This window comes from Ruegeria sp. BB10 (assembly GCF_056535725.1).
In genome coordinates this window covers 449,499-473,307 of record NZ_JBQFIW010000001.1, presented here as the reverse complement: position 1 = coordinate 473,307, position 23,809 = coordinate 449,499, and the positions used below count along the sequence as shown (strand labels likewise).

The 23,809-nt window shown below is 55.2% G+C and carries 28 protein-coding genes and 2 pseudogenes; 8 read left to right on the top strand and 22 right to left on the bottom strand.

From position 1 onward, the window contains the following. Positions 1–77: 77 nt before the first annotated feature. The 10 genes from ACR3EP_RS02440 to ACR3EP_RS02395 form a co-directional block, all read right to left on the bottom strand. Positions 78–833 (bottom strand): ABC transporter ATP-binding protein, encoded by a 756-nt coding sequence (locus ACR3EP_RS02440; RefSeq protein ID WP_170348214.1) that lies wholly within the window; start codon positions 831–833, stop codon positions 78–80. Between the two features lie 9 nt (positions 834–842). After that, a complete protein-coding gene (locus tag ACR3EP_RS02435) occupies positions 843–1,598 on the bottom strand; it encodes an ABC transporter ATP-binding protein (protein WP_170348213.1) in 756 nt (251 codons plus the stop codon). 10 nt (positions 1,599–1,608) lie between these two features. Then, entirely contained in the window at positions 1,609–2,814 is a 1,206-nt protein-coding gene (locus tag ACR3EP_RS02430) for a branched-chain amino acid ABC transporter permease (protein ID WP_170348212.1), read from the bottom strand. A gap of 4 nt (positions 2,815–2,818) precedes the next feature. Beyond that, on the bottom strand, positions 2,819–3,850 hold the full coding sequence (locus ACR3EP_RS02425) for a branched-chain amino acid ABC transporter permease (RefSeq protein ID WP_170348211.1): 1,032 nt from the start codon (positions 3,848–3,850) through the stop codon (positions 2,819–2,821). Between the two features lie 112 nt (positions 3,851–3,962). After that, the gene (locus tag ACR3EP_RS02420) at positions 3,963–5,309 is read right to left on the bottom strand and encodes a substrate-binding protein (protein ID WP_170348210.1); all 1,347 of its coding nucleotides are present in this window, start codon (positions 5,307–5,309) and stop codon (positions 3,963–3,965) included. 512 nt (positions 5,310–5,821) lie between these two features. Then, the gene (locus ACR3EP_RS02415; protein ID WP_170393452.1) at positions 5,822–6,196 is read right to left on the bottom strand and encodes a nuclear transport factor 2 family protein; all 375 of its coding nucleotides are present in this window, start codon (positions 6,194–6,196) and stop codon (positions 5,822–5,824) included. Beyond that, entirely contained in the window at positions 6,193–7,089 is an 897-nt protein-coding gene (locus ACR3EP_RS02410) for an alpha/beta hydrolase (protein WP_170374673.1), read from the bottom strand. The genes ACR3EP_RS02415 and ACR3EP_RS02410 overlap by 4 nt, the downstream gene beginning before the upstream one ends. Then, on the bottom strand, positions 7,086–7,571 hold the full coding sequence (locus ACR3EP_RS02405; RefSeq protein ID WP_480636151.1) for a flavin reductase family protein: 486 nt from the start codon (positions 7,569–7,571) through the stop codon (positions 7,086–7,088). The genes ACR3EP_RS02410 and ACR3EP_RS02405 overlap by 4 nt, the downstream gene beginning before the upstream one ends. After that, positions 7,568–8,245 carry a glutathione S-transferase family protein gene (locus ACR3EP_RS02400; RefSeq protein ID WP_480636149.1) on the bottom strand — a complete coding sequence of 226 codons (678 nt, stop codon included), beginning with the start codon at positions 8,243–8,245 and terminating at the stop codon, positions 7,568–7,570. The genes ACR3EP_RS02405 and ACR3EP_RS02400 overlap by 4 nt, the downstream gene beginning before the upstream one ends. Next, entirely contained in the window at positions 8,238–9,428 is a 1,191-nt protein-coding gene (locus tag ACR3EP_RS02395) for an LLM class flavin-dependent oxidoreductase (RefSeq protein ID WP_480636148.1), read from the bottom strand. The genes ACR3EP_RS02400 and ACR3EP_RS02395 overlap by 8 nt, the downstream gene beginning before the upstream one ends. Before the next feature lie 114 nt (positions 9,429–9,542). Between ACR3EP_RS02395 and ACR3EP_RS02390 the strand changes: the two genes are divergently transcribed. Continuing rightward, positions 9,543–10,148, top strand: coding sequence for a helix-turn-helix domain-containing protein (locus ACR3EP_RS02390; protein ID WP_170393444.1), 606 nt, complete (start codon positions 9,543–9,545; stop codon positions 10,146–10,148). Between the two features lie 166 nt (positions 10,149–10,314). Here ACR3EP_RS02390 and ACR3EP_RS02385 read toward each other — a convergent pair. The 3 genes and pseudogenes from ACR3EP_RS02385 to ACR3EP_RS02375 all read right to left on the bottom strand — a co-directional run bounded on the left by ACR3EP_RS02385 (position 10,315) and on the right by ACR3EP_RS02375 (position 11,894). Then, positions 10,315–11,022 (bottom strand): annotated as a pseudogene (locus ACR3EP_RS02385) (IS6 family transposase). A gap of 263 nt (positions 11,023–11,285) precedes the next feature. Next, positions 11,286–11,666 carry a TetR family transcriptional regulator C-terminal domain-containing protein gene (locus ACR3EP_RS02380; RefSeq protein ID WP_480636146.1) on the bottom strand — a complete coding sequence of 127 codons (381 nt, stop codon included), beginning with the start codon at positions 11,664–11,666 and terminating at the stop codon, positions 11,286–11,288. A gap of 30 nt (positions 11,667–11,696) precedes the next feature. Further along, on the bottom strand, positions 11,697–11,894 hold the full coding sequence (locus ACR3EP_RS02375; protein ID WP_480636144.1) for a TetR/AcrR family transcriptional regulator: 198 nt from the start codon (positions 11,892–11,894) through the stop codon (positions 11,697–11,699). 60 nt (positions 11,895–11,954) lie between these two features. On the opposite strand from ACR3EP_RS02375, the gene ACR3EP_RS02370 reads away from it, so the two are divergent. Genes ACR3EP_RS02370 through ACR3EP_RS02350 form a run of 5 tightly spaced genes read left to right on the top strand, consistent with a single transcriptional unit; the run spans position 11,955 to position 14,222 of the window. Next, positions 11,955–12,338, top strand: a complete 384-nt coding sequence (locus tag ACR3EP_RS02370) for an NAD(P)H-binding protein (RefSeq protein ID WP_480636142.1) — start codon at positions 11,955–11,957, stop codon at positions 12,336–12,338. 23 nt (positions 12,339–12,361) lie between these two features. Beyond that, positions 12,362–13,060 carry an NmrA family NAD(P)-binding protein gene (locus tag ACR3EP_RS02365; RefSeq protein WP_480636140.1) on the top strand — a complete coding sequence of 233 codons (699 nt, stop codon included), beginning with the start codon at positions 12,362–12,364 and terminating at the stop codon, positions 13,058–13,060. 47 nt (positions 13,061–13,107) lie between these two features. Further along, the gene (locus tag ACR3EP_RS02360; protein WP_480636138.1) at positions 13,108–13,275 is read left to right on the top strand and encodes a hypothetical protein; all 168 of its coding nucleotides are present in this window, start codon (positions 13,108–13,110) and stop codon (positions 13,273–13,275) included. After that, the gene (locus tag ACR3EP_RS02355; RefSeq protein ID WP_480636136.1) at positions 13,272–13,679 is read left to right on the top strand and encodes a carbonic anhydrase; all 408 of its coding nucleotides are present in this window, start codon (positions 13,272–13,274) and stop codon (positions 13,677–13,679) included. The genes ACR3EP_RS02360 and ACR3EP_RS02355 overlap by 4 nt, the downstream gene beginning before the upstream one ends. Positions 13,680–13,733: 54 nt before the next feature. Further along, the gene (locus tag ACR3EP_RS02350; protein WP_170348200.1) at positions 13,734–14,222 is read left to right on the top strand and encodes a hypothetical protein; all 489 of its coding nucleotides are present in this window, start codon (positions 13,734–13,736) and stop codon (positions 14,220–14,222) included. A gap of 316 nt (positions 14,223–14,538) precedes the next feature. Here the strand turns inward: ACR3EP_RS02350 and ACR3EP_RS02345 are convergent, their stop codons facing one another. The 9 genes and pseudogenes from ACR3EP_RS02345 to ACR3EP_RS02305 all read right to left on the bottom strand — a co-directional run bounded on the left by ACR3EP_RS02345 (position 14,539) and on the right by ACR3EP_RS02305 (position 21,746). Then, positions 14,539–15,306 carry a GMC oxidoreductase gene (locus ACR3EP_RS02345; RefSeq protein WP_480636134.1) on the bottom strand — a complete coding sequence of 256 codons (768 nt, stop codon included), beginning with the start codon at positions 15,304–15,306 and terminating at the stop codon, positions 14,539–14,541. Continuing rightward, a complete protein-coding gene (locus tag ACR3EP_RS02340; RefSeq protein ID WP_480636132.1) occupies positions 15,240–15,437 on the bottom strand; it encodes a GMC family oxidoreductase N-terminal domain-containing protein in 198 nt (65 codons plus the stop codon). The genes ACR3EP_RS02345 and ACR3EP_RS02340 overlap by 67 nt, the downstream gene beginning before the upstream one ends. Then, entirely contained in the window at positions 15,434–15,853 is a 420-nt protein-coding gene (locus ACR3EP_RS02335; protein WP_480636130.1) for a GMC family oxidoreductase N-terminal domain-containing protein, read from the bottom strand. Before ACR3EP_RS02335 ends, ACR3EP_RS02340 begins: the two co-directional genes overlap by 4 nt. A gap of 448 nt (positions 15,854–16,301) precedes the next feature. Beyond that, positions 16,302–17,008: pseudogene (locus tag ACR3EP_RS02330) on the bottom strand (IS6 family transposase). 410 nt (positions 17,009–17,418) lie between these two features. Further along, on the bottom strand, positions 17,419–17,520 hold the full coding sequence (locus tag ACR3EP_RS02325) for a DUF2474 family protein (RefSeq protein ID WP_170362893.1): 102 nt from the start codon (positions 17,518–17,520) through the stop codon (positions 17,419–17,421). Continuing rightward, complete coding sequence (cydB, locus tag ACR3EP_RS02320; RefSeq protein ID WP_170374659.1) at positions 17,517–18,518, bottom strand: cytochrome d ubiquinol oxidase subunit II; 1,002 nt, start codon at positions 18,516–18,518, stop codon at positions 17,517–17,519. The genes ACR3EP_RS02325 and cydB overlap by 4 nt, the downstream gene beginning before the upstream one ends. Beyond that, a complete protein-coding gene (locus ACR3EP_RS02315) occupies positions 18,518–19,900 on the bottom strand; it encodes a cytochrome ubiquinol oxidase subunit I (protein ID WP_480636128.1) in 1,383 nt (460 codons plus the stop codon). The genes cydB and ACR3EP_RS02315 overlap by 1 nt, the downstream gene beginning before the upstream one ends. A gap of 404 nt (positions 19,901–20,304) precedes the next feature. After that, on the bottom strand, positions 20,305–20,595 hold the full coding sequence (locus ACR3EP_RS02310; protein ID WP_058283947.1) for a glycine zipper domain-containing protein: 291 nt from the start codon (positions 20,593–20,595) through the stop codon (positions 20,305–20,307). Positions 20,596–20,738: 143 nt separating this feature from the next. Next, the gene (locus tag ACR3EP_RS02305) at positions 20,739–21,746 is read right to left on the bottom strand and encodes a helix-turn-helix domain-containing protein (RefSeq protein WP_480636126.1); all 1,008 of its coding nucleotides are present in this window, start codon (positions 21,744–21,746) and stop codon (positions 20,739–20,741) included. A gap of 397 nt (positions 21,747–22,143) precedes the next feature. Here ACR3EP_RS02305 and ACR3EP_RS02300 point away from each other — a divergent pair, with 397 nt between their 5' ends. After that, entirely contained in the window at positions 22,144–22,524 is a 381-nt protein-coding gene (locus ACR3EP_RS02300; RefSeq protein ID WP_170347760.1) for a hypothetical protein, read from the top strand. Further along, a complete protein-coding gene (locus ACR3EP_RS02295) occupies positions 22,491–23,738 on the top strand; it encodes an HlyD family secretion protein (RefSeq protein WP_217353028.1) in 1,248 nt (415 codons plus the stop codon). The genes ACR3EP_RS02300 and ACR3EP_RS02295 overlap by 34 nt, the downstream gene beginning before the upstream one ends. Positions 23,739–23,809 lie beyond the last annotated feature (71 nt).

Genomic DNA, 23,809 nt, shown 5'->3' with positions numbered 1-23,809 from the left:
AACCGCCCAAGTCAGCGAATTTCAAGCACCTAAAAAGCCTAATATTTTTAGACTTTTCAGGCGGCTAAACAGGATACTTATATCGCCAGATACTCTTCCCGAAGATTGGTATCTTCCAGCACCTCGTTCGCAGTCCCATCAAACACAATGCTCCCGGTATCCAGAATAATCGCCCGGTCCGCCAGTTCCAAAGCACGAACGGCGTTCTGTTCGACGATGATCGTGGTCATGCCCTGTTGCTTGACATGAATAAGCGTTTTTTCGATCTCGTCGACGATGACAGGGGCCAAACCTTCATAAGGCTCATCCAAAAGCAAGACCTTGATGTCTCTGGCCAGTGCTCTGGCGATTGACAGCATCTGTTGTTCGCCGCCGGACAACGTAATTCCCTCTTGTTTACGGCGCTCGCCCAAGCGCGGGAACAACTCGTATAACCTTTCCAGCGACCATCCAATCGGCGGCGCGATTTGCGCAAGCTGCAGGTTTTCTTCGACAGTTAGGCCCGGAATAATTCGCCTATCTTCCGGGACAAGACCAAGACCCGCAGCAGCCGCTTCGTAGCTTGTCATATTGTGCAGCGGTTGGTGATCCAGCCAGATTTCGCCATGCCTTACTTCCGGCTCTCCGACCCTTGCGATGGAACGGAGCGTCGAGGTCTTGCCAGCGCCGTTTCGCCCAAGAAGAGCTAGAATCTCACCTTCGTGTACATTGAAGCTGACACCCTGAACTATGTAACTTTCTCCGTAGTATGAATGCATATCCCACACCGAAAGAAACGCAGGTGCGGTACTGGCCCTGTTCGCGTTTTTCGAAAAGTCAGGTTTCTCGTTCATAGCTTTTCCTTACGCTGCTTCACCCAAATAGGCCTCTCGGACCTTTGGGTTGCCACGAATGTTTTCAGGCGTGTCTTCAACCAGGGGTGTGCCTTGCGCCAAAACCGTGATGCGTTCGGCCAGGCTGAAGACCACGTGCATGTCATGTTCAATGATCGCGATGGTGATGTCGCGCTCGTCCTTGATTTGCTTCAGCAGATCAATGGTATTGTTGGTATCAGCCCGCGCCATGCCCGCCGTGGGTTCGTCCAACAGCAGCAAGCGCGGGTTCTGACTGAGGCACATGCCGATCTCTAGCCGCCGCTTGTCACCACGGGACAGCGAAGCGGCGTGCATTTCGCGTTTGTCAGCCATATTCATCTCTTCCAGCATCGCCTCGGCCTGTTCCACAACCGCCTTTTCATTGGCGATGGTCTCATAGGCGTGCATCCGAAAAGCCCCATCCCGCATTGCGAAGATCGGGATCAACATGTTTTCCATCACCGTCAGCTCGCCAAATATCTCGGGCGTCTGAAACACGCGGCTGATGCCCATCTGGTTAATCTGGAACGGCTCCAAACCAAGTACCGAATTGTTGTTGAACAAAACGGACCCGGTGTCCGGCATCAGCTTGCCCACCAAACAATTCAACAGCGTCGACTTACCTGCACCGTTGGGACCGATGATGGCGTGGACCGAGTTCTCTTCGACATTGAGGTTTACATCCGTCAGCGCCTTGAGACCACCGAAGCGCTTGCTGACATCTTTGACTCTTAGAATTGCCATGGTTCGCCCCCTACTCGGCCGGTTCTGTTTTGCCCGACGTTGCATCGTCGGTATTAGATTTCTTGCGCTTAAAGCGGTTGAGCAATCGTTGGCCACCTTCGACAAGACCGCCTGGCAGATAGATGACGACCAGCATGAACAGGATGCCCAGCGTCAAATGCCAACCTTTACCGATGAAGGGATGGATCACGAAGACAACCGCATCCTCCAGCCCGTCAGGCAGGAATGCGAACCAGCTGTGCAGGACGTTATCGTTGATCTTCGAGAAGATGTTCTCAAAATACTTGATAAATCCAGCACCCAGAACCGGACCGATCAGTGTTCCGGTGCCGCCAAGGATAGTCATCAGGACCACCTCTCCCGAGGCTGTCCATTGCATCCGTTCAGCACCAGCCAGCGGGTCCATCGCGGCCATCAGACCACCGGCCAGACCGGCATACATGCCCGAGATTACAAAGGCCGCCAGCGTGTAAGGCTTCGAGTTCAAACCCGTGTAATTCATCCGCTGTTGGTTTGATTTCACCGCCCGCAACATCATGCCAAAGGGCGACCGGAAGATGCGGATAGACAGGTAGAACACCACCATCAGAACAACCGCGCACAGGTAATAGCCCGCGTTGAAATCAAAGCTCCATGCGCCCACGTCCATTGTGTAGGTCGCACGCATCGGTAAGCCGAACAGGTGCGGCAGGTCCGGCGCATTGGCGCCCTGCAGGATCTGCGGATCATCTGCATAGACTTGCAGGCCGGTTTCCCCGTTCGTCAGGTTAAACTTGGGGTTCGATAGCACCGAATAAGCCAGCGCAAAACTCATCTGCGCGAAGGCCAGTGTCAGGATTGAAAAGTAAATTCCTGACCGGCGCAGGCTGACAAAGCCGATCAGCAGCGAAAACAATCCGGCGACGACCACACTTAGCGCAATGGCCGGAAGGATGTTGTAGCTGAGTAGCTTGAACATCCAAACGGCGGAATAAGACCCCACCCCCAGAAAGGCCGCGTGACCGAAAGACAGGTATCCCGTCAAGCCGAACAGGATGTTGAAGCCGATGGCGAAGATGCCGAAGATCACGAAACGCTGCATCAGATCCGGATACCCAGCATTGAATTGCGCCATAGCGCTGCCTTCAGGGAATGGGTTCAGGATGAAGGGGGCCAGCAATGTCAGGATCGCAACGATGATCAGCAGGCCGGTGTCTTTTTTGTTTAGTCCCAACATGGGCTTATTCCTCCATCACGCCCTTGCGGCCCATTAGACCGCGTGGACGCGTCAGCAGCACGATGATGGCGACAAGGTAGATGATGATCTGATTGATGCCCGGGATTGTAGTGGTTGCCCAGGTTGTCGAGGCAAAGCTCTCCAAAATACCCAGCAAGAACCCGGCCAGCACCGCGCCTGGCAATGAACCCATGCCGCCCACAACGACCACAACAAAGCTGAGAACCAGAAAGTCCATGCCCATATGGTAATTTGGCGGATTAAGCGGGCCGTACATCACCCCGGCAAGGCCGGCCACGGCAGCGGCGATGCCGAACATGATGGTGAACCGGCGGTCGATGTTGATACCCAGCAGACCGACAGTTTCGCGATCCGCCATCCCGGCACGCACGACCATACCAAACGTAGTGAATTGCAGGAATGAGAACACCGCACCGATGATGCCCACCGCAAATCCGAAATAGACCAAACGCCAGATCGGATAGATGATCGCGTTGGGGTCGAACCCAACCATGATGCCCAAATCGACCGACCCGCTCAGCGCATCTGGCGGCGGGGTCTGGATCGGATTAGCGCCGAAGAAATACTTGACGATTTCCTGCAGCACGATAGCCAGTCCAAAGGTCACAAGGATCTGATCCGCATGAGGGCGCTTGTAGAAATGCTTGATCAGCCCACGCTCCATCACATAGCCAACCAGCAACATGATGGGGATCGCAAAAAGGATCGCCAGCGGAACGGACCAGTCAATGATGGTGGCTCCGACCTCGGGGCCGAACCAGGCCTCGACATAAGGCGTTTCAACTTTCAGCGGGTTGCCCAGAAAGTCCTTCTGGGATTCGTCAACCGTTTCGAAACTCAGGTTCAGAAGCTTCTGTAAGGTCACCGCACAGAACGCTCCGATCATGAACAGCGCCCCGTGGGCAAAGTTCACAACACCCAGCGTTCCGAAAATCAGCGTCAGGCCCAGCGCGATCAGCGCATAGGCCGAGCCCTTGTCCAGCCCGTTGAGAATTTGCAGTAGGATGGCGTCCATCGGCCCCACCTCAAGATTGGTCAGTGTAATTGAGTGGTCGTGACCGGGTTTTAGCGCCTGGCCACAAGGGGTCTGGCCGCCGAGACCGGCGGTCAGACATCAGCCAAAGGCCTTAAGCGCCCGGGTTGCACTTACCCAGTTCACCGCCGGCGAACATCGGGTGTTCCGGATCGTATTCGACCTGCGCACGCGGCGTGATCTCGACGATTTCCAGCGTGTCGTACTCGTTGGTCGGGTTCTCGTTGCCCCGCACGACCAGCACGTCCTTGAAACACTGGTGATCCGCACCGCGATACCAAGTCGGACCATTGCCCAGCCCGTCGAACTCAAAGTCTTCCAGAGCTTCGACAATACCGCATGGATTGAAGGTTCCTGCCCGCTCACACGCATCCGCATAAAGCAGAACTTGCGCATAGCAGGTCTGGGCCGAGTTGGACGGAGGCTTGCCGTACTTCTCGCCAAAGGATTTCACGAAGGCTTTGGTGCCCTCATCCTGCAGCTGCCAGTTCCAGTTCATCGACCCCAAGACGCCTTTGATGTTTTCACCCGCACCAGCGGCCATCAACTCGGAATACAGCGGCACGACGATCTTGAAGTCCTTGCCATTGGCGACCTTGTCCAGCAGGCCGAATTGAATTGCGTTGGTCAGCGAATTCACCATGTTCCCGCCGTAATGGTTCAGAACCAGAACATCCGCGCCCGAGTTCAGAACCGGGGCGATATAGGACGAAAAGTCCGTTGACGCGAGTGGTGTCTTCACCGTGTTGACCGTTTCCCACCCCAAGGCTTCGGTCGAGGCAACGATCGACTCTTCCTGGGTCCAACCCCAGTTATAGTCGGCCGTCAAATGATAGGCGCGACGTTCTTTGCCCATCTCAGCCGCCAACACCGGTGCAAGCGCTGCACCCGACATGTAGGCGTTGAAGAAATGGCGGAACCCGTTGGCTTTTTTATCCTTGCCCGTGGTGTCGTTCGCGTGGGTCAGACCCGCCATAAAGATCACGCCGGCCTCTTGGCACAGGCCCTGAACCGCGACAGCCACGCCCGAAGACGAGCCACCGTTGATCATGATCGCGCCGTCTTTTTCAATCATCGATTTGGCAGAAGCACGCGCGGCGTCCGATTTGGTCTGCGTGTCACCCGTAACAAATTCGACTTTCTTGCCAAGGATGCCGTTCCCCTGAAGCGCCTTGGATGTGAAGGTATTAAGGCAACCCCCGTCCCCTTCGCCGTTCAGATGTTCGACCGCCAGTTGCTGAGCAAGCAGTTCGTCATTGCCTTCTTCGGCGTAAGGTCCGGTTTGCGGGACATTGAAACCCAAAGTGACAGATGCCCCTGTCGGCTCGTTGGTGAAAGCAGCAGCCGACGAAGCCGTAAAGATTGTAGGCAGGGCCAGACCGGTACCTGCAACGGCACCAGACTTCAGCACGCCGCGGCGTGTGACAGATTTGTTGGTCATTCATTCCTCCCATTTTCGTTCTTTCGCCCTCTGGCTCCTCTTCCAGCGGACAAAAGCGCACTTTTGTGCATCTCAATAATGGAAAGCGGAATGAAAATTCCTCAATAAATTCCTATTTTTGAAACATAATTTTGTAAAAAAATTCACGAATAATAATATTTTTTGTAAATAATATGGTGCGCCGCCATTTAGCATTGCCGATTTTCATATGCTTAGGTGTGAATTTCAATGGCAACAATTTTCGGCCTTCACCACCCGATCGATCCGCAATCATACATCTCGGCTGAGCGTTCAAATCGGCCTCGCCCTAAGATTGCATCCAGTGGACACATGACGTTCAAAGGTCGGGATTTCAACACCTGAATTTCCACGTCAGAAGCGCTTAGCCCCAATCTGGAAATGAAACCTGGCTTTAGAAGTCACAGCCGCTCGGGCCAGCAACCCCAGCGGCACCAAACTGGGAAAGGTTCGGTAAAACGACTGCGTGTCTGGCTGCGTCCGAGACTGTCGGATCAGCTTGTGCGTTGCTTATAATACGTGTCTTTGTGAACGATCAGCCCATCGCGGTAGGTCAAGATGTCGACGCTTAGAAACTCTTCCTTGGTGCCATCCTTGTGCGTGGCCGTGCGGCGATATTCACAACAGGCTTTGTTTCCAGAAATGGTGCAGTCAAGTGTTTCCCAATGCACGTTCGCAACCTTTTCAAACAGGGATGAAAAGGCGTTGCGAATGGCCTCGGCACCTTCCAGACGTATGCCATGTTCTTCGGGGCCAACGGCATGGTCAAATGTCGCGTCGTCTGCAAAATGCTTCATCACAGCGTCAATGTCGTTCGCGTTAAAAGCGTCGCCGACCGAGTCGACAAGGTCACGGGTCAAAGCGGTCATGATTGCAGTCCTTTTCCTTGAAGCATGTCGCAAGTGTGTTTGAAGAAGGGGCTTGCCGGGTCGACAAGCACATTCAGTTCGTCAAAGTGATCCACGCCCGGCACGAAATAGAGACCGACCTTGCGATCTGCTGTTTCGTATTTCTCGACATACATGCGTGCCTGTCGGTGGAATTCCTCGGTTTCCGCACCGCCGACCACAACCAGTTGAGGCGCATTGGTGACCGGGGGGTGGTTGGTCATCGGGCTTTCAGCCTCGGCTTCTGTTGGATCCATGCGGATGCCCGCATTCAGCGCTTCGGTCAGACGGACCGGTTCGAGATAGCTGAGCGGTGACACCGGGATACCGGATTTTATCAGGTCCGCGGGAAGATCATCACCAAACGCAGGCCAATCAGTCGCCATCATCATCTGGGTGATATGTCCGCCAGCGGAATGACCCATCACGGTGATGCGGTCTGGATTGATGCCCAGATCGCGCGCGTTGCGCCAGATATAGGCCATGGCCTCACGCGCTTCTTCTGAAATACGCGTAATGGTCACGGATGGGCAAAGATCGTAGCCGACGACAACAACATTGAACCCCGCGGCAACAAAGGGTGGCGCTATGAAACTGTAAATCGATTTGTCACCACGCTGCCAATAGCCGCCGTGGAAATAGACCAATGTCGGCGCAGCCGCGTCCAAGCAGCGGAAGACATCCAACCTTTGCTTCTCGCCTTCCCCATAGCGGAGGTCCAGGCTGCAATCGCAGGTGGCGCGCGCTGTCTCGCTATCGCTGCTCCAACCGGGAATGACGGTCACTTCATAGTCCGGTCGCCCTGCCCTTAGATTATATTGAGCGTCGAATTCATCAGGGCCGAAGCGTGTGTGAAAGGTCAGATGATCGCTCATGATGAAGCCTCGGGTTGGGGCGCGGAGAAGAACGCGCCGCGGCAAAAGACAAGGGGCGGAGCGGGCGCGTGGGCGAAGTTGATGACGCGGCCCAAGAGGATCTCGTGATCGTCTGCGTCGACCCTGCTGTGAACCGTACACTCCAATTGCGTCGAGGCACCGGGGATCAAGGGGGTCGCGGTTCCGGGGATCCAATCGGTGTCGGTAAATCGGTTTTCGACATCGCTTGCAAAGTGCATAGCAAGGTCTTTCTGCTCGGCCGACAGGATATTGACCGCAAAATGATCCGATTGCGACAGCGTTGGGAAGACCCGGCCTGACTTTGCAACACAGACCGAGATCACCGGCGGCTGCAATGAGACCGAAGTGAATGAGTTGGCGGTCAGACCCCACGGTTCTCTGTCCGCGTCATAGGTGGCTACAATGGTAACACCCGTCGGAAAGGCGCCAAGTGCGCGGCGATATTCTCGGACGTCCATCATAGCACCCCTTCGCTGGCACAGGCTTTTTCCAAAGCAGCCCATTCATCGGGGTTGGTCCCGAACGGGCGCATGACGTGATCCTGATAGGCGGGGCGTTCCGCCAGCCGCTGATACCAGGCCTCGACATTCTGCAAGGACGGGCGGTCGACCTCGACGTTAAAATAACGATAGGCCACACATCCCAAGGGAATATCCGCCATGGTGAAGCTGTCACCGCAGACATAGGTGCGCTCCGCAAGGTGCCGGTCCAGAAGGGTCAGGGCCTCGTGCGCCTCATCGCGCAGCTTGGCGATCTTTTCGGGGTCACGCTTGCCCGGTTGCGTGCGCACCGTTGCGAAGAACAGATAGATCACCGGCCCAAAGGCGCGGCTTGCCGACCACTCCATCCATTGATCCGCAATCGCGCGGGTCTGAATATCGGATGGGCTCAGCGTTCCTGCCCCGTATCGATCACAGAGGTATCGTACGATGGCAAGGCTTTCCCACAGCGCAAAATTCCCGTCGCGGATCGCCGGGATCATCTTGTTGGGATTGATCTGCGCATACATCTCGGTGTCGAGCTTGCCAAAGCTGCCCCCGGCAAGTTGCAGCGCGTAGTCCAACCCCAGTTCATTCGCTGTCCAGATCACCGGAATGACGTTCGACGAATAGGGTCGCCCCCAAATCTCAAGCATGTTCCAGCATCCTTTTTTGCGCGATGGACTGCGTGCCGAACCTGGGAACGACATGCTCAAACAGACGATACCAGCTGGCCAGAATTTTCTCGTAAGGTACGCCGGTATATTGCTGCATCAGCATGAGGTGATCGAGGCCGATGGTTTCCTGCCGTTCTGCAAAACGATCCGCAACATATTCGGCATCACCCACCACAATGATCCCGCGTTTGTTGAGGAAATCGAACCAGTCCATGTCCTCATCTTCGGGGGTCATCTCTTCGCCGACATCCAGATAGCCGTGTTTGGTCCATTCCCCCTTGGGACGCGACCCGCCGAGAAATTCGTAATAGGCATTGATCGGACCACGGATTGTGTTCACCGCTTCTTCCATGCTTTCACCGACATAAAACGCTGTGCAGACACCAACGCCCTCGCCAAGACTTACCTCGCGCCCTTCGCGTTGCGACAGGGCCTGGCGGTAGGGCTCCCAACAGGCCAGCGTCGCCTTGGGGCCAGCCGCCATCGAGATCACGCCCCAACCGCGTTCCCCGGCCAGTTTGAATGTGGGCGGTGCATTTGACATCAGCCAGACCGGAGGGTGAGGGTTGGAATAGGGGCGCGGATGCACATACATCGCTTTGTATTCGCCATCTTCATCGTGATAACGCGGATCCAGAGGGTCAAAGAACCGGTTGCTCTCTTTCCAGCCGGGAACAGGGAATCGATAGAACTCACCATGATGGGTGAACGCTTCGTTGGTCCAGGCTTTCAGGATAATCTCAAGGCTCTCCTGATACAGCCGCATAACCTTGGCATTATCGCGCCGGTCGGCATCTTTATTGAACTGGAGGGTCGAGCGTTCATTGATGCCCTTGGCGACGCCGAAATCAAAACGGCCCAGCGTCATATTATCCAGCATCGCGGCATCTTCAGCCACGCGCAAAGGATGCCAGTCAGGCAAAATGATGGGCGCTGTTCCAACCCGCAGCGTCTTGCAATGCGCGGCAACGTGGGTCCCCATCTGGATCGGGTTGGGCGGCGCATTCATGTAACCGTTATGGGCAAAATGATGCTCGGTGAACCATGCGGTCGTGAACCCTGCCTGTTCGGCCAGCGAACACTGTTCGAGGATCATCTCCAGCGTGCGCGTCCATGGAATCGTCTCACCGGGGCTAAAATTGGCAATCAAATCAAAGCGCATAACTTTCTCCCAGCCGATGGAAAATCAGTTGATTTTTCCCCTTCTTTTCAACTAAGTTGATTTGAGCTCGAAAAGTCAACTAAAATCATTTATTCTGAAGTCATGAAAAGTGACGTGTCTCAGACCGACGCCCAAAGGCTCGGCAGTGAAATTCGCGAAGTGCGCAAAGCGCGTGGATTGACCCTACAACACCTGTCCGAGGTGGTGTCGTGCTCCAAAGCCTATCTCAGCCGAATTGAACTTGGGGCGGCCAATGTGTCGGACGACCTGCTTGGTGAAATCAGCGATGCGCTTGCAGTTGACCCCAATTGGTTCTTTCCCAAACAGGAAGGCAACGGGCCTCTTGAGCGAAAGCACGTCGTGCGACGCGAAAACCGTAGGGCGCTGTCCGCGATGTACACGCGCTCAACTGATGAATTAGGTTTTGAGGACGAGTTGCTTTCAAGCACATTGTCCGGCCATTGTTACTTGATCCTATCACGGTTCCGCCCCGGCGCAGGAGAACCACCCGAGCCACTCGAAGGCTATTCTTTTGAAGGTGAGCAACACGCCATAGTTCTTAGCGGTGAAGTTGAGCTACGTCTCGGGGACGAGATCATTTCATTGCGCGAAGGAGACAGCTTTTCCTACCCATCCATGATCGCGCATCGCTTTCGCAACAAGACGGAGAAAGAGGCAACAATGGTTTGGGCGATGTCACCGATACGCATCACGTGGTGACTGTTGGCCAGAGGTTACCAAAGCCAGAAATTTTCAATTGCATTGTGAAAAGTTGGCACACTGGCCGGTTCAAAAGGCATTCAGAAGGTGGTCGATTTCGCCTTTAATATGGCGGTGCTGTCAGACGAATTCGAACTAGTCTCAGTTTGCCTCGGAAACCGCGAACCTATCCGGAACAAAGTTGACGCCACTCGCTAAGAGCGGCGGCGCGGGTCAGCTTGAAGGTGTCTCGGCTGGTCAGCGATCTTTCCTGGTTGAAGTGGTTGTATACGGAGGAATGGACGGAGGCGAATTTCTGTAGACTTCGCATGCGCCTGAACCGTTGCATGGCGCGTTCGCGTCGTCGGAAAGGAAGGTGTGAATTCTCGACGCGGTTTTTGAGCCACCTTTCCGTCTGCTGCTTTTCGGTAGCTCCGAGCTCTCTGAGAGCAGCTAGATACGACGCGAAGCGATCGGTGACTACTTCTTCAGCTTAACCGTGCCGCTTCATCAATTTCCTGAGGAAATTCAATGCAGCTTGCTTGTTTCGGCGTTTGGTGACGATTGCTTTCAGCACTTCGCCTTCGTGATCAACAGCCCGCCAAAGATAATGCCGCTCGCCATTCACCTTTACGAAAACCTCGTCCACGTGCCACTTCCATTTGGAGAACGCGCGTAGCTGCTGAACACGCTTCCGCCTGATCTCAGCAGCAAACATTGGGCCAAACCTGTTCCACCAATATCGGACAGTTTCGTGGCTCACGTCGATGCCTCGCTCGTGCAGCAGATCTTCGACATTCCGAAGCGAGAGCGGGAAACGGATGTACAGCATCACCGCAAGGCGGATGACCTCGGGACTGGTTTTGAAGTACTTGAAAGAGGCGGGTCTGGTCATTGGCAAAAGCTACGCAACACCCCTGCCCCGCTCAAGCGAAGTTAGTCTGACAAGACCTTACTTTGGGCTCCTTCGCAGTCATTGGCAGACCTTCAGCATTACGCCAGCCGACGTCGGCCCAGAGCCGACCTTGACCACAGGTTCTGATTGCGGCTGTGCGGCCCGTCGAAGCTGCCATTCGCTGCGGCTGCATGATCGACGACAGAACGAATTCACACAACGCACAACATAGCCGCCAATCTCGCGGAATACCCTGCCGCAGCTTAAGACCTGCCTTTCGGCCAATGATCCTGCAGCAAAACTATGGCAGTGCGTCCGGCCTCCAGAGCTCGGTCAGCCTCCTCTTCAGTTCCTGCCAAACGAGCCAGAGTGATCGTACCCATCAGGAGTGCCATCGCAGCCAGGCCCTGGTCCGAGCCGGTTTCCGGCGTGTCCCGCAAAAGGGCCGCCATGCGATCCGAAGCTTGAGCGCCCGCGTACCGAGATGCGCCCTTGGTGCGGGCAAGCTCGGTTCCCATCGCCGCCAACGGGCATCCATGCCGACTGTCTTGAACATGAGCTTGGGACAGGTACTTGGCTGTAGTCCTGACGTTCCTTCCCTCGCCCTTCGCTGGATTCCTCGCGTTCCATGCCTGAAACAACATCGTCGATCGCGTGCCGGAAGGCTGTCGCGATCAAATCCTCTTCGACTCAAAGTGCCGGTAGAAACCACCATGTGTCATTCCGGCTGCCTTCATGACGTCAGCGACGCTTGTCGCTTCGACCCCGCGTTCGCGGAACAACTGCGCTGCAGCATCCAGTATCCTGTTGTGACTGCGCTTTTTCCGCTTCCGACATTCTCGGCATTTCGCGCTCCTAGGCGGGGTTGACAATTAAGATTACATGTATCATCTAAATTATAGATTGCAAGCATCATCTAAAGGAGTGTGCCCGTGCCTGCCAAGCCTAAGATCCTCGTCACCAGCGCAAGCGGCAAGACCGGGCTGCAAGTCGCGCTTCAACTCAGAGCCAAAGCCTATCCTGTCCGCGCTTTCATACGGCAGAGGGATCATCGCTCTGATATTCTCGAACGCGCGGGCGCTGAACTATTCGTGGGTGACCAGTATTCCCTGAGCGACATGCGCTCGGCGATGAAAGGCGTGCAGCGGGCGTATCAATGCGCTCCGACAGCACCCAATGGGCTGCACTTCAGTGCGGTCTTCACCGCTGCGACTTACGAAGCAAAGGTCGAACACGTCGTTACACTTAGCCAATGGCTTTCGAGCGTAGATCACCCATCACTGTTTACACGTGAAGTATACCGGGCGATATCCTGATCGGCATGCGTCCCGAGATGTCTGTGACCACGGTGAATGTCGGCTGGTTTGCCGAAAACTACCTGATGGTACTGGGCATGGCGGCCCATCTTGGGACGTTCACGATGCCGCTCGGCGACGGCGACGTGAAGAAGAATGCCGCCCCCTCAAACGAAGACATTGCCCGCGTGGTTGTCGGTGCCTTGACGGATCCGGCACACCATGCAGGCAAGACTTATCGTCCCACGGGTCCAACGCTGCTGTCGCCCAACGAGATCGCCGAAGCAATGGGCCGCGCGCTGGGGCGGCGGGTACGCTATGTCGATATTTCCGAACGAATGATGATCAAAGCGCTGAAAGCCCTTCGCCCTGCAAACTATTCGGAAGCGGCAGTCACCCAGCTTGCAATCTATTCAGAAGAGTACAGGCGAGGCGCCTTCGCGGTGAATGCCCCAACCGAAGACGTGTTCCAAGTCAGCGGGCACGAACCAGAAGCCTTCGAAAGCATTGTACGACGCAAGGTTGCTGAACAACCCGACCTGGTGCGCAGCCTGTCCGGCAGCATTGGCGCGATCGGCATTTTCCTGAAGATTCTCACGACGCGCCCGTTCGATCTTGATCACGCTCAGAAGCAGCGAGACTACGTGCAGCTCTCATCCGCTTCGTACTGTCAGGACAATGCGGCCTGGACAGAAAAGCACCAACCCAAGGACGTACAAACCGAACCGAAGCGTGTTGCCTGAGACCGCAAACGACGAAGGATTGTCTCCCAAGACGAAAGGACCTCTAAATGAACATTCAGGACGAACTTATCACTCGAAACCAGGAATTCTCTGCGGGCTTTGACAGTGCTGACCTGCCGATCCTGCCAAAGTTGCGAACGGTTGTTCTGACCTGCGGTGATGCCCGGGTCGATCCGCGCACATCCTCGGACTGGAGCTTGGCGACGCGGTTGTGATCCGAAACAATGGCGGACGGGTTACGCGCGCCGCAATCGAAGAAATCGCCACCCTCGCCTTTCTGGTGAGCGCTATGACGGAGGGCCGCGAACAGGGGTTCAACGTCATCCTGATGCAGCACACACAATGTGGAGCCGAGCGGCTGTCCAATCCGGACCTTCAGGACGCGCTGTTAAAAAAGCTTGGGATTAACGTATCCGAATACGCAATCACGGATCAGGAAAGCGACCTTTCGGCAGACATCAAGCGTCTAGCGGCAGCACCGGAGGTACCGGACGCGATCACCGTCTCGGCCTTGCTTTACGATGTCGCCACTGGAAAAGCCCAAGAGATTACTCCAGCCGCTTCACTGGGGACAATCCGGGCCGAGGCGAGCGTATCGCAAACTGCAGCTCGAGCATGAAGGTCTGCCCACCCCTATTCACGTAAACAGACGCATATCGAAAGGATCGATCAGATGACCCCCACAGTGATATTCCTTCTTCAATTCGCGATGAGTCTCTTTGTCTTTGCTCTGATCGCGGCATGGTACGTTGCACCTTGGCTTGCACGGCTGTCGGTGGCTGCGGCGCTCTCAATGCTGCTGCTGCCGCATGCTTTCCGACACATCGGAATGAGCTTCATGGTACCAAATCTCAACAACGGAGGTTTGCCCGAGGTGTTCGCAACCAGCGCCAGCTATGGCGATCTACTCTCGGCGTTTCTGGCAATCGCCGCGCTTATCGCTTTGCGATGGAGATCAGTGGTTGCCCTTCCGTTGGTGTGGGGTTTCAACATCCTTGGTACTGTCGATCTGGTGAACGCCTTGCGCCAGGCCGAGGCAATTAACTACTTTGGCCCCACTTGGTTCATTCCAACATTCTTTGTGCCGGTACTTTTGGTCACGCATGTGATGATCTTTGCACGGCTGTTGAAGGCAGATGGCCCCAAGACAGCCTCGGCATGAGAGGACAGGTATTGTTCCGGGGCAGGCAGCGCTGCTGCCCGCCCCAACTGAGTCTCACGGCCCTTTCCAGACCTTCGTCCCACCCTCACGATGCTGCAGCCGCAATCCGGTTACCGGTCTTTCGCTGCGATTGCGCGCTATGGTGCTGTCCGAACTCACAGTTTGGGGGACGAAGCGTAAATTCGCTACAGTTGACGCAAAAGTCAGCTTAGATGCCCAGTGTGCTGTCAGCGACCAGAAAGCCTGAGTCAACATTCAACAGAATTGTATCGCGCGCGCTCCTTACCTGTGCGGACCGCCTCTTCGTGCATCGGTTTCAACTGTGGTGCACTCCGCATGAAATCCACAGCCCGGCCGCGATCATCATCGTAGGTGCATTGAGATTGGCGCTTGTAATCTCTGGCAAAACCGAAGCATCCACTACGCGCAAGGCTTCAATTCCGTGCACACGAAATTTGTTATCAACCACCGCCAGTCCATCATAGCCCATCCGACAGGTGCACGACGGATGAAAAGCGGTTTCCACTCTCTCGCGCAGCATGGCCTCGATATCCTCACTTGTTCGACAATCGGCACCCGGAGTCATTTCCGCGCCGCGAAATTCGTCAAAGGCCGGTTGCGCCACAAGCTCTCGCGCGCGGAGCACACCTTCTCCCATTTCGCGCAGGTCGTCGGGGTCGGCAAGATAATTGAAATGCAACCTTGGTGGTCCCCGAGGCGTGGTGCGGTTAAGTTCGATGTAGCCTTTCGTTCGTGGTCTTGCATGATCTACGTTGACTGAGAACGCCTGATTGATCGTGATACGATCCCCTTGAACCGTAAATCCCAAGGGGCCGAAATGGTACTGAAGATTGGGATGGGAAACATCATCATTGCTGCGTATGAGGCCACCCGCTTCCCATATGTTGGACGTAGCGATGCCTGGCCGGTCAGGGCCCATTGCACCTGCGGTCGCCCTGACCAAAGGATTGCCGATGCGGTGAAATGCAAGCCGTTTGCGGCAGGCAAACTGCAGCTTTATCTTGGCATGATCCCGAAGATTTTGGCCAACGCCAGGCAAATCAGCAAGAACTTGATGCCGCAATCACGCAAATGATCCGCCGGACCTATACCGGACAACATGAGCAATTGAGGCGAGTTGATCGCTCCGCCACACAAGACAACTTCTCGTTTCGCCCTTACAGTCTTATGCTCCCCAGCCAGCTGGAACGTCACACCTCAACGCGGTGACGGCGAATTTCCAGTTTTTCGACATGGGCTCCAGTTTGCATTTTGAGGTTCGGGCGCCGTAATGCCGGGGTCAGGTAAGCTGTTGCGGCGCTGCACCTGCGATTGCGGCTTTTCGTAGCGTCATAGCGCGCCACGCCCTCAGGATGCTGACCGTTCAGATCATCACTTGCTCCCTGTCCGGCTTGTGCGCCAGCCTCAAGAAAAACGTCGTATAGTGGGTCAGTGTTATCTGTGCGCGTTACTTTTAGAAGGCCCGAGTTTCCTCGCCAATCATTGGCTCCTTGATCATAGCTTTCGGCTGCCTTGAAATAAGGAAGGCAGTCGGCATACCCCCAACCCGCAAGTCCATGATCGCGCTCCCAGCGGTTAAAATCGTCTGGATGGCCACGCATATAGACCATTGAATTGATCGAAGAAGACCTCCCACAACTCGCCCTCGCGGGGTTGGTATCCGGCGGCCATTCAACCCGGCTTCGGGTTCCGATACGTAATTCCAATTGATCCGTTTGTTTCGGAAGGCCCGATAAACTCCGGCGGGAATTTGTATCATGACGTTACGGTCAATTGGCCCGGCTTCGAGAAGTAAGACAGAAACTGACGGATCGCGACTCAATCCTTCGGCAACGACACAGCCGGCCGAACCGGCGCCAACAATGACAAAATCGTATTCGTCTATCTTCATGCAATCCTCGAAACATGCTCATGCACAATGCATTAACTCTGTCAGAGAAGAAAGAAGTCCATACACAGCCTGAAGTTTAGACCAGTGTCTGCTTTAGGTCAGATTGCAGCAGTTGGTGCTGTCAGACTAATTCGAACTAGTCTCAGTTTGCCTCGGAAACCGCGAACCTATCCGGAACAAAGTTGACGCCACTCGCTAAGAGCGGTGGCGCGGGTCAGCTTGAAGGTATCTCTGGTTGCGAGCGATCTTTCCTGGTTGAAGTGGTTGTAGACGGAGGAGTGGACCGAGGCGAATTTCTGCAAATTTCGCATGCGCCTGAAACGTTGCATCGCGCGTTCGCGTCGTCGGAAAGGAAGGTGGGAATTCTCAACGCGGTTGTTGAGCCACCTACCCGTCTGTTGTTTTTTGAGCGCGCCCAGCTCTCTGAGCGCGGTTCTGTATGAGGCGAAGCGATCCGTGACGACGTTTTCCGCTTTACCGTGTCGCTTCATCAATTTCCTGAGGAATTTCAACGCGGCCTGCTTGTTTCGGCGTTTGGTGACGATTGCTTCCAGCACTTCGCCCTCATGATCGACAGCCCGTCAGAGGAAGTGTCTCTTGCCATTCACCTTCACGAAAACCTCGTCCACGTGCCACTTCCATTTGGAGTATGTTCTAAATTGCTGAATACGCTTTCTTCGGGTCTCAGAAGCAAACACCGGACCAAACCTGTTCCACCAATATCGGACAGTTTCGTGGCTCACGTCGATGCCTCACTCGTGCAGCAGGTCTTCGACATTCCGAAGCGAGAGCGGAAGCGGATGTATAACATCACCGCAAGGCGGATGATCTCTGGACTGGTTTTGAAGTATTTGAAAGAGGCGGGTCTGGTGATGGGCAAAGCTACGCAACACCCCTACCCCGCTCACGCAAAGTTCTTCTGACAAGACCCTTCGTAACAGTTCCCGTAAGGGTCGAAGTGAATGGCAATAGAACGAAGGTCGCAAACCCTGCTGCAAGGAGCCCTGTGAATAGCTTTGGCAACAGGCCAGACGAGCGGCTATCGCCCAGCTTTTGTTGCTTAGGTAGAGTGGGCAGAGCCGGGTCAATCTGATCCCACTGCACAGACATTTGTTTTTGACGAGAAAGCATTACAGCCCCCTTGCATTGTTAAGTTTGAGACGACCCAGCCAGCCGCGTGTTATTGAAAATCTGGTGAGCTGAAACGGGGTTTCTTTCGGCGCTTGGACTAATATTTGCGCGAGTTGGACATGCCGACGCGCGAGCATTGGTATCTTTGCAATTTCAGGTGATGAACAACCTGATTACGTAAGCGACATTGGCTAGGCACAAGACGCTGCCGAACCATATCGCGCTGAACCAGAAAACTTGCTTTATCAGTTTCAATGGAAGCTCTCCTCTGGATCGATCTTTCCGCGGAATACCCAGTACGTGTAGGCGGTGTAAGCAAGGATCACAGGCAGCAGAATGACGGCTCCGACCAGAGCGAAAGCCAAACTGCTGTCAGGTGCTGCGGCTTCGGCAATCGTGAGACTTGGGGGTAGCATATAGGGATAGAAACTGATCCCAATGCCAATGAAGCACACGACGAACAAGGCAATGGCGCAGAAGAAGGGCTGATAGTCGCGCTGTGTCTTCAGGCCGCGATGAAGCATCCAAGCAATGAGAGCAACAACAGCCGGCACACACACAGAGAAAACTACACCGGGCCACGAAAACCATCTGATCAGATAGATCGGATCTTGGAACGGGGTCAAAAGACTGACGAGGCCAATCAACCCGAGCGTCATGAGCATCAGTGGACGTGCATAGGAACGCATCTGGTGCTGTATTCCGCCCGTTGTTTTCATATTGAGCCAGGTCGCGCCCAGCAAGGCATACCCGATCACCAAGGCCACACCCGATAGGACAGAGAACGGCGTCAGCCAATCCCACTGTGCACCTGCGTACAGCCGATCTTCGACCGGAATGCCCTGGACCAGCGCGCCAAGCGTGATGCCTTGGCAGAAGGCAGCCACGGTTGAACCGCCGTGAAACGCGACATCCCACAGCCAGCGCCCACGCACCGTTCGCCACCGGTATTCGAAGGCGACACCGCGGAAAACAAGCGCAAGAAGCATGATGATAACGGGCAAATAGATCGCGGGCATCACCACGGAATAAGCCAGCGGGAAAACAGCGAACAAACCTCCGCCGCCCATGACCAGCCAGGTTTCGTTCCCGTCCCATACCGGAGTGACTGAGTTCATCATAACATCCCGATCTTTGTCGGTTTTCGCGAATGGAAAGAGGATTCCAATTCCAAGATCGAAACCGTCCAGGATCACGTAGGTTAAAACGGCAAACGCTATTATGCCTGCCCAGATTGTCGAGAGTTCAAGCATTACGCCGCCTCCGCCATAGTCGGGATTTCAATAGTTCTGTAATTTTCCCGAGGACCTTCGGCGGGTGCTTTGCCCATGAGGCGCAGCATGTAGAACGTGCCCGCTCCGAACACGGCGAAATACACTACGATGAACGCTATCAAAGACGCGGCAACAGAAGGTGCATCCACTTGTGAGAGTGAGTCCGATGTCCGCATCAGCCCGTACACCGTGTACGGCTGGCGCCCCACTTCGGTGGTAATCCAACCGGCCAGTACCGCTACAAACCCGCTGGGCGCCAATAGAACGGATGTCCGGTGCAACCAGCGATCTTCGTTGAGGCGGCCGCGAACCCGCTGAACAAGCGACCACAAGCCGATGCCCAGCATGGCAAAGCCGATGGCGAGCATGATGCGGAAGCTGTAGAATACAATCGCGACCGGGGGTTCTTCGTCATCGGGGATAGTGTCCAGCCCGTCAAGCGGCGCGTTGGGGTCATGTTTCAGGATCAGCGATGATAGTTTCGGGATTTCGATGGCGTAGTCCACGCGCTTTTCATCTTCGTTTGGAATGCCGAACAGGATTAGCGGTGCACCTTCGGGGTGGCTGTCAAAGTGACCTTCCATCGCCATCACTTTCTGCGGCTGATGCTCCAGCGTATTCAAACCATGAAGGTCGCCGGCAACGATCTGCAGAGGGGTGATTAGAACGGCCATCCACATTGCCATCGAGAACATTCGGGTGATCTCAGCCGTGCGATTGCGCCGCAGCAAATGCCACGCCGCAACCCCGGCCACCACAAAAGCAGTGGTGAGATAGGCGGCAAGAACCATGTGCATCAGGCGGTAGGGGAAGGACGGATTGAAGACAATCGACCACCAGTCATCGGGAATGAACTGCCCCAGTTCGTTGATGTCAAACCCAGCTGGGGTTTGCATCCAAGAATTGACTGACAAGATCCACGTAGCCGATATCAGAGTGCCAAGAGCGACCATCGCTGTGGCCATCATGTGCAAGCTCGGACCGACGCGTTCGCGACCGAAAAGCATAATGCCGAGGAAGCCTGCCTCCAGGAAAAAGGCTGACATGACCTCGTAAGCCATCAAGGGCCCGATTACAGGGCCTGCGGTGTCCGAGAATGTGCTCCAGTTCGTACCGAATTGGTACGACATCACGATGCCGGACACGACACCCATCGCAAAACCAACTGCGAAGATCTTTTTCCAGTAGTTGAACAGGTTGAGGTAAGTCCTGTCATTGTGCCATAGCCAGAGGCCATTGAGAACGGCCAAGAAGCTTGCCAAGCCGATAGAAAAGGCCGGGAAGATGATGTGAAATGACACAGTAAAGGCAAACTGGATGCGTGCCAGAGTCTCTGCGTCAAAGTTTGCGAATAAGTTCATTGCCGTTTCCTTTGGCATTGGGTTGCAAAGTGCGGCAGTGAACAGAAGTACCTCGGCTGCCAGCTCATCGATGTCATTCAGATGAGCCGGATTTGGGTTGTTACCTGTTTCAGTTCATTTGGGTTCTGGACGGTTGTTTTTGGGTTTTGGACAAAACCCAGTTCCCATTGGCTGGGACTGAGGCTGAAAGTTGAAACCGCGCCTTCTGGAAACAATTGCGTTCGAGGGCTCAAAACAAAGTTGCCACCCGGCTCGTTTGTGAGCTGGATGGCAACCTATCAGAAACTGTGCGAGTTCTGTGCGGGATGGTCAGTCAAACTGCGTCTGGATGCTAACAGCGCATGCTGACCGGTCGGGTTTGTTCGGCTGTGTTTCTCCTTGTTTGCTTCACTGGGGGTGGTGTCTTAGTCGTTCCAGTCTTTGTGTTCTTCTTTAAAGTCGTCGCGACGCTCCTGGGCTTCGTCCTGCGCGTCTTCGAAATTGTCCTTTTGGATCGCGCCGCCTACGGCTCCGACTGCGGCACCAGCAGCCGCGCCACCTACGATGCTTTCGCCTGCGATACCGGCGACAGTGGCGCCGACAACTGCACCCTTGATCGCCTTGTCGGTGACGTAGTCAGCATGAGCTGTTGCCGCCATGGTGATCAGAAGTGCGCCTGAGATCGGGGCGATAATGAATTTCTTCGAGGTCTTCATAGGGTTCATCCTTGTTCTGGGTTAGCAACCACCGTGGCTGCTGTGTGCCATTGAACTAGGTGACCCGATGGCCCGCTTTCTTTTGGAGACGGGACAAGGTTTTGTGGATCTTGGACATCTTTCGATCCCCGGTGCCAGTCCCTCTAGCGGCCAGCTTTACGGAATCTGGCAGGCGTTTCACCTGTCCAGCGCTTGAACGCCACCGAAAAGGCGGCCTGATCCGCAAATCCAAGCATGAAGGCAACACGGGCAACACCCTCACCGCTACGCAGCATGCGTTTGGACAGGTCGCACAGCACACCTTCCAGAAGAGCCTTAAAGCTTGTTCCCTCGGCCGACAGGTGCCGTGTCATGGTCCGACGCGTCAGGCCAAGTTCTCCGGCTATATCGTCGCCGTTTGGTATCGGTCCGGGAAGACGTTCGCCGAGCATATCCATTATGCGGTCGGACAGACTACGGACTGCATCAGGCTGCGCCTTCAGTTGCTCTTCTCCGTGCCTTCGTAAATGTCCCAATAAGGTGGGGTCTGCCGTTGGTATCTTAAAACTCATGCCGTTTGTGGGCAGGGCCAAGGCGTATCCAGACTTGAAGCCTACGACATCACATCCCGCCAATTCGGCCAGCCGCCGGCAGTGCTCGTCGTCGTCCGTTTCCAACTCGATAGAGATCGGGGCAAGCCTGCCAGAGGTGATTTGTTGAACTCGCTTATAAAGGCCGAATATCAGCATTTCGCGATGACGAGGATATTGATGTGCCGGGATTACATTGCTCTCCAGAGTGATCCTTGGCTCGTCGGGCGCCCCCACCACGTCCAGACTCAAGTCAGGGTCTTGCATTGCGTAAAAACGTTGCGTAAGCGCCAGCGCGTCTTCGATCGTTTCGGCTGCACGAACGATGTAAGCCAAAAGCGTTCCGGGACCTTGCGCCGAAAGCCCAACGCGCGCGGCAAAAGTTTTGTCTTCCAAAACCCGGCAGGCAGTTTCAACTGCACCCGCCTCATGTAGCAGCTCGACAGTTGCGTCGGGGCTATCGCCGATATCAACGGGTGCCCCCGCCATTTCCAGGACTTCGGGAAACGGAATGCGCGCGCCGGGTTCTTGAGAATAACGCAGCCCGACGTTTCGCAGTCTGTAAGTGCTGATGCGTGGCACTTTCGCGTCCTCCCCTGAATGGCACGCAACTCCCTGCAGTCACAGTAATTGTCCAGAAGCCAACAACAAATGTCCAGAACCCTCAGGATTGCTGGCGCGACGACGGTTAGGTCCGGGTCATCAGAAAGGAAACGACCATGATCTACTTCGCAAGGTACTACCGCGTACTGAAGGCAATCCAAAACTCCGCCAAGCAAGAGTGGTCCGGGGGGAACATCCACGGTCTGCGCAGTTCGCCACTTGGCGAGAAAACACCGAACGGACGTCGTTGGGATCCACCCTACGCCCCGCAGGAACAGCCCTCAGAACCCGCACAACAACCAACCGAGAATTGACGTTCTCCAAACACTGAAAATCTACATTCGCAGCGTGGCTGCGTAACAAAAGGACCTGAAACATGAAACCACCCGCGTTCCTGATGGCGCCCTTAGTTGGCGTCATTTCAACTCCGGCCTTTGCCGCTGGCGGCGATCCCAGATGGTGGGTCGCGCCCAACCAAACCGACACCTATGCATGGGTAGGCTTGGTCGTTCTCGCCCTTGCGATCCTGCTGGTCGTACATCTGTACGCGCGCTTTGAACGTTACACCGAACACAAGTCAATCGGCACTCCGCTGCGCACAACTATTCCGACAATGCTCACTGTCGCCTTGGCGTATGAGCTGATGCCTGCCCTGAGCCACTTCAGCAGTCTACTGCCGGGTGCCTTAATCCTGACCGCAATCGCTCGCGACTTCATGTTGTGGTGGCGTCCATCGAAAGAGGAGTTGGCAAAATGATTGAGCTTCTAGTAACCTCTTTTCCGTTTGTCCTGCGCGTGATTTATCTGAAATGGCGCGGGCTACCGGTCACCCTCTACAATGTTCACCGAGCGCTCTTCATGTGGTTCGTTCTCGCCCTGATCGTGTTCTTTGCTGTATTCTACTACTATCCCAAGTCCTACACCGGCCTCGTGCCATTCAGAACTGTTCCGGTCGTCGCCGAGAACGGCGGAACCGTTACGGACATCTATGTAAAGGGCGGCGATCGTGTCGAACCGGGCGATCCGCTGTTTGCAGTCGAGAATGCGTCGGAACAAGCCGCTGTAGATTTTGCGATGCGCAAAGTTGAAGAGATTGAAAGCGCGAAACTGGCCGCTGAGTTGCAGGTCCAGACCGCGCAGGCCGTGGTGGATGCCGCAGTTACCGCTAGAGAACAGGCTGAGCTGGTGCTGATGGATCACGAGGCACTTCAAGCAAAGGGCTCTGCGGCATTTCAAGTGAGCCAGCTGGAGCGCGCTCAAGCAACTTTGAGCACTCGGGAAGCTGAGGTTGAGGCTGCTGAAACGCAACTTGGTGTGGCGCAAGTTCAGGCGACGGCTGTTCTGCCCGCCCAACTTGCATCGGCGCGTGCATCGTTACAGCAAGCTCAGGTGGAACTCTCAAAGACCCTGACGCGCAGCTCTGTCGATGGTGTAGTTGAACAAGTTACCCTGAATGTTGGTTCACGCGCAGCGCAAGCCGCAATGAGCCCCGCAATGCTGATCGTACCCGACCGAAAAGATGTAGAGAAAGGACGCGTCGTAGCCGGCTTCTCACAGGTTTCTCGCACCGAACTGTACGAAGGTATGGCCGCAGAGGTGGCTTGCGAAAGCAACTTCAACATCTCGATGCGCAACACCGTTCTTCCTGCAAGGATCGTACGTATTCAGGAGCAGATTTCTTCGGGTCAGCTCGCGCCTAGCGGTCGCCTGATTGAGCCGAGTGAAAAGGCGAAACGGGGTCAGATCGTTGTGCATCTCGATCTGGTGCACCCAGAACACCGCGAACTTTTGGTGCCAGGTAGTGGTTGCATCGTCCAATCCTACACCACCAAATTTGAAGGTGACATGGAAGGAACACTTGTTGCCCACGGGATCCAGGCTATGGGTATCATCAAGGCAGTCGGTCTGCGGGTTAAAGCTTGGTTCGGTCTGACTTCGGGTATCGGCTTGATCGGTGGTGGACACGCCTGATTTTCCAAAGACCCTCCTATTCAGTAAATGCGGCTCCCGATAAACGTTGGGAGTCGTTTCTTCTAGATCAC